The sequence below is a fragment of the Kribbella sp. NPDC002412 genome, from assembly GCF_053592935.1.
Genome location: NZ_JBSFBL010000123.1, coordinates 1 through 5,575, shown reverse-complemented (window position 1 = coordinate 5,575; position 5,575 = coordinate 1). Strand labels below are relative to the sequence as shown.

Below are 5,575 nucleotides of genomic sequence, written 5' to 3'. Positions count from 1 at the left end.
GTGGGGTGGCCCTTAACAGTGTGAATGTCCGGCGGCGTCCTACTCTCCCACGACCTCCCGGTCGCAGTACCATCGGCGCTGTCGGGCTTAACTTCCAGGTTCGGAATGGAGACTGGGTGTTTCCCCGACGCTATGGCCACCGAAACTCTATGAAAATATCAACCAACCATCCTGCACCGGCCACAACACCCTGTATGGGGTGTTGGTGTGCTGGGGTTGACCGTATTTCGGGAACCGTACAGTGAACGCGAACATGCTCTTCGTTACGTAGCGCAAATTTGGAAGGCTTGTTGTCCGACACCCCGGGGGGGTGTGGTGTGTGACAAGCCCTCGGCCTATTAGTACCAGTCAGCTCCACACGTTGCCGTGCTTCCACTTCTGGCCTATCAACCCAGTGGTCTACTGGGGGCCTTACCCGGTTAACCCGGTGGGAGACCTCATCTTGAAGCGTGCTTCCCGCTTAGATGCTTTCAGCGGTTATCACTCCCGAACGTAGCCAACCAGCCGTGCTCCTGGCGGAACAACTGGCACACCAGAGGTTCGTCCACCCCGGTCCTCTCGTACTAGGGGCAGCCCTTCTCAAGTCTCCTGCGCGCGCAGCGGATAGGGACCGAACTGTCTCACGACGTTCTAAACCCAGCTCGCGTGCCGCTTTAATGGGCGAACAGCCCAACCCTTGGGACCTACTCCAGCCCCAGGATGCGACGAGCCGACATCGAGGTGCCAAACCATCCCGTCGATATGGACTCTTGGGGAAGATCAGCCTGTTATCCCCGGGGTACCTTTTATCCGTTGAGCGACGGTGCTCCCACATGCCACCGCCGGATCACTAGTTCCGACTTTCGTCCCTGCTCGACATGTCTGTCTCACAGTCAAGCTCCCTTGTGCACTTACACTCGACACCTGATTGCCAACCAGGCTGAGGGAACCTTTGAGCGCCTCCGTTACCTTTTAGGAGGCGACCGCCCCAGTCAAACTACCCACCAGGCACTGTCCCTGATCCGGATAACGGACCAAAGTTAGACAGCCAGAACAACCAGAGTGGTATTTCAACGATGACTCCACCCGAACTGGCGTCCGAGCTTCACAGTCTCCCACCTATCCTACACAAGTTGTACCGACCACCAATACCAAGTTGTAGTAAAGGTCCCGGGGTCTTTCCGTCCTGCTGCGCGTAACGAGCATCTTTACTCGTAATGCAATTTCGCCGAGTCCATGGTTGAGACAGCGCCCAAGTCGTTACGCCATTCGTGCAGGTCGGAACTTACCCGACAAGGAATTTCGCTACCTTAGGATGGTTATAGTTACCACCGCCGTTTACTGGCGCTTAAGTTCAAAGCTTCGCCGGCCGAAACCAGCTAACCTGTCCCCTTAACGTTCCAGCACCGGGCAGGCGTCAGTCCGTATACATCGAATTACTTCTTCGCACGGACCTGTGTTTTTAGTAAACAGTCGCTTGGGCCTGGTCTCTGCGACCATCACCGCTTCCACCAGCAAGTGGTGTAACGGATCCGGTCCCCCTTCTCCCGAAGTTACGGGGGCATTTTGCCGAGTTCCTTAACCATGGTTCACTCGATCGCCTTGGTATTCTCTACCTGATCACCTGTGTCGGTTTGGGGTACGGGCGGCTCTAACACTCACTGCGAAGTTTTTCTCGGCAGCATGGGATCATCCACTTCCCCTAAACGGGTCCGCCTCGGCTCTCAGGCTCAATGAGACACGGATTTGCCTATGCCTCGCCCTACCACCTTGCCCGCGGATCAGCTTGCGCCTACCATCGCCGCGGTTGGACTACCCTCCTGCGTCACTCCTCAATGCACCTACTACCACCTCGGGTCACCAACGCCACTCATCCGTCCGAAGACATCAAAGCTTAGTTGGCTTAGCATCAGCAGGTTCGGTCGGGGCGTGTTAATGCCGGTACGGGAATATCAACCCGTTGTCCATCGACTACGCCTGTCGGCCTCGCCTTAGGTCCCGACTTACCCAGGGCAGATTAGCTTGACCCTGGAACCCTTGATCATCCGGCGGACGGGTTTCTCACCCGTCATTCGCTACTCATGCCTGCATTCTCACTCGTGCAGCATCCACAACTCCATCACTAGGCTGCTTCACACGCTGCACGACGCTCCCCTACCCATCCACACACCTGGACCACACCCAAAGGTGCAGCCTGGTACGAGTGTGAATGCCACAGCTTCGGCGGATTGCTTGAGCCCCGCTACATTGTCGGCGCGGAATCACTTGACCAGTGAGCTATTACGCACTCTTTCAAGGGTGGCTGCTTCTAAGCCAACCTCCTGGTTGTCTGGGCAACTCCACATCCTTTTCCACTTAGCAATCGCTTAGGGGCCTTAGCTGGTGATCTGGGCTGTTTCCCTCTCGACTACGGAGCTTATCCCCCGCAGTCTCACTGCCGCGCTCTCACTTACCGGCATTCGGAGTTTGGCTGATTTCGGTAAGCCGGTAAGCCCCCTAGACCATCCAGTGCTCTACCTCCGGTAAGAAACACACGACGCTGCACCTATATGCATTTCGGGGAGAACCAGCTATCACGGAGTTTGATTGGCCTTTCACCCCTATCCACAGGTCATCCCCCAGGTTTTCAACCCTGGTGGGTTCGGTCCTCCACGCGGTCTTACCCACGCTTCAACCTGCCCATGGATAGATCACTCCGCTTCGGGTCTAGAGCATGCGACTCAAACGCCCTATTCAGACTCGCTTTCGCTACGGCTACCCCACACGGGTTAACCTCGCCACACACCACTAACTCGCAGGCTCATTCTTCAAAAGGCACGCCGTCACACCCCGAAGAGTGCTCCGACGGATTGTAGGCAATCGGTTTCAGGTACTATTTCACTCCCCTCCCGGGGTACTTTTCATCTTTCCCTCACGGTACTAGTCCGCTATCGGTCACCAAGAAGTATTTAGGCTTAGCGGGTGGTCCCGCCAGATTCACACGGGATTTCAAGAGTCCCGTGCTACTTGGGAAAACACTCGGAAGTCACTGTCTTACGCCTACGGGGCCATAACCCACTACGGCTCAACATTCCAGAAGATTCGACTTCAACAGTGATTTATAACTCCCTGACCTCACGGCATTAAGGCCTGAATGCTCCCACAACCCCATGTACGCAACGCACGCCGGCTATCACACGCACATGGTTTAGCCTCATCCGCTTTCGCTCGCCACTACTCACGGAATCACAATTGTTTTCTCTTCCTGCGGGTACTGAGATGTTTCACTTCCCCGCGTTCCCTCCAGAACCCTATGTGTTCAGGCACTGGTAACTGGCTTTAGAATGCCAGCTGGGTTTCCCCATTCGGACACCCCCGGATCACAGCTCGGTTGCCAACTCCCCGGGGCTTATCGCAGGCTCCAACGTCCTTCATCGGCTCTTGGTACCAAGACATCCACCGATTGCCCTTAGTAGCTTGTCACAACAACAAAACAAACAAAATCGCTACAAAGAGATGCTCGCGTCCACTATACAGTTCTCAAAATACGGGCAGGAACACCAACCCTGAACCACCACCACCCGGTAGACCCAGACGACCCGCAGGGAAACAACCCACCCACAAGACACCCAGCACCAGACGTTTGGTGAGAGCCGGCCCCAGCCACCCACCACACCAGAACCAATCCGGTGTGATTGTGACCCTTGAAGAAACAGTCCAGAACTCCTACGAGTCCAGGCCCGATTCCTCAGGACCCAACAGCGCGCCTCGAAACCTTCCTCAACCACACCCTGCGTTCCACGCGACCCCGAAGGGACGCAGTACTAACAGACCAGGCATCGGTCCGAATCTAATGGTCAATGTTCCACAGTCCGAAGCACCATCACCCTCAGAACATTCGTCTGAGCAAGCGATGACATGGACAACCACTCAACGCGGCTGCCAAGTGCTCCTTAGAAAGGAGGTGATCCAGCCGCACCTTCCGGTACGGCTACCTTGTTACGACTTCGTCCTAATCGCCAGCCCCACCTTCGACGGCTCCCTCCACAAGGGTTAGGCCACCGGCTTCGGGTGTTGCCGACTTTCATGACGTGACGGGCGGTGTGTACAAGGCCCGGGAACGTATTCACCGCAGCGTTGCTGATCTGCGATTACTAGCGACTCCGACTTCATGGGGTCGAGTTGCAGACCCCAATCCGAACTGAGACCGGCTTTTTGGGATTCGCTCCACCTTACGGTTTCGCAGCCCTTTGTACCGGCCATTGTAGCATGCGTGAAGCCCTGGACATAAGGGGCATGATGACTTGACGTCATCCCCACCTTCCTCCGAGTTGACCCCGGCAGTCTCCTATGAGTCCCCACCATAACGTGCTGGCAACATAGGACGAGGGTTGCGCTCGTTGCGGGACTTAACCCAACATCTCACGACACGAGCTGACGACAGCCATGCACCACCTGTATAGGACCCTTACGGACCCCCCATCTCTGGAGGATTTCCCTATATGTCAAACCCAGGTAAGGTTCTTCGCGTTGCATCGAATTAATCCGCATGCTCCGCCGCTTGTGCGGGCCCCCGTCAATTCCTTTGAGTTTTAGCCTTGCGGCCGTACTCCCCAGGCGGGGCGCTTAATGCGTTAGCTGCGGCACGGAGGACGTGGAATGTCCCCCACACCTAGCGCCCAACGTTTACGGCGTGGACTACCAGGGTATCTAATCCTGTTCGCTACCCACGCTTTCGCTCCTCAGCGTCAGGTAAGGCCCAGAGAGCCGCCTTCGCCACCGGTGTTCTTCCTGATATCTGCGCATTCCACCGCTACACCAGGAGTTCCGCTCTCCCCTGCCTACCTCTAGTCTGCCCGTATCGGAAGCAGGCTCGGAGTTAAGCTCCGAGTTTTCACTCCCGACGTGACGAACCGCCTACGAGCCCTTTACGCCCAATAATTCCGGACAACGCTCGGACCCTACGTATTACCGCGGCTGCTGGCACGTAGTTGGCCGGTCCTTCTTCTGCAGGTACCGTCACTCTCGCTTCGTCCCTGCTGAAAGAGGTTTACAACCCGAAGGCCGTCATCCCTCACGCGGCGTTGCTGCGTCAGACTTTCGTCCATTGCGCAATATTCCCCACTGCTGCCTCCCGTAGGAGTCTGGGCCGTGTCTCAGTCCCAGTGTGGCCGGTCGCCCTCTCAGGCCGGCTACCCGTCGACGCCTTGGTAGGCCATTACCCCACCAACAAGCTGATAGGCCGCGAGCCCATCCCCAACCGCCAGAACTTTCAACCACAAACCATGAGGAAAGTGGTGATATCCGGTATTAGACCCCGTTTCCGAGGCTTATCCCGAAGTTGAGGGTAGGTTGCTCACGTGTTACTCACCCGTTCGCCGCTCGTGTACCCCCGAAGGGGCCTTACCGCTCGACTTGCATGTGTTAAGCACGCCGCCAGCGTTCGTCCTGAGCCAGGATCAAACTCTCCGTTGAAATCTATATGTCAACCACAACCCCAAAAGGGACCATGGACAACAGACCCACAAAAAGTGATCCTTTGAATCAGAAACAATCAAACTGACTTGAATCAATAATGTTTCAAAGGAATCCGCCACAGAACAACAAACAACCACCC

General features: G+C 56.2%; 3 rRNA genes. All 3 read right to left on the bottom strand.

Features of this window, described 5'->3' with window-relative positions:
* Nucleotides 1–26 precede the first annotated feature (26 nt).
* The 3 genes from rrf to ACWCOV_RS41375 all read right to left on the bottom strand — a co-directional run bounded on the left by rrf (nucleotide 27) and on the right by ACWCOV_RS41375 (nucleotide 5,433).
* A 5S ribosomal RNA gene (rrf, locus tag ACWCOV_RS41385) occupies nucleotides 27–144 on the bottom strand.
* A gap of 174 nt (nucleotides 145–318) precedes the next feature.
* Nucleotides 319–3,441 (bottom strand): 23S ribosomal RNA (locus ACWCOV_RS41380).
* A 474-nt stretch (nucleotides 3,442–3,915) separates the two neighbouring features.
* Nucleotides 3,916–5,433: ribosomal RNA gene (locus ACWCOV_RS41375) — 16S ribosomal RNA — on the bottom strand.
* The 16S, 23S and 5S rRNA genes sit together here, the layout of an rRNA operon.
* Nucleotides 5,434–5,575: the final 142 nt, after the last annotated feature.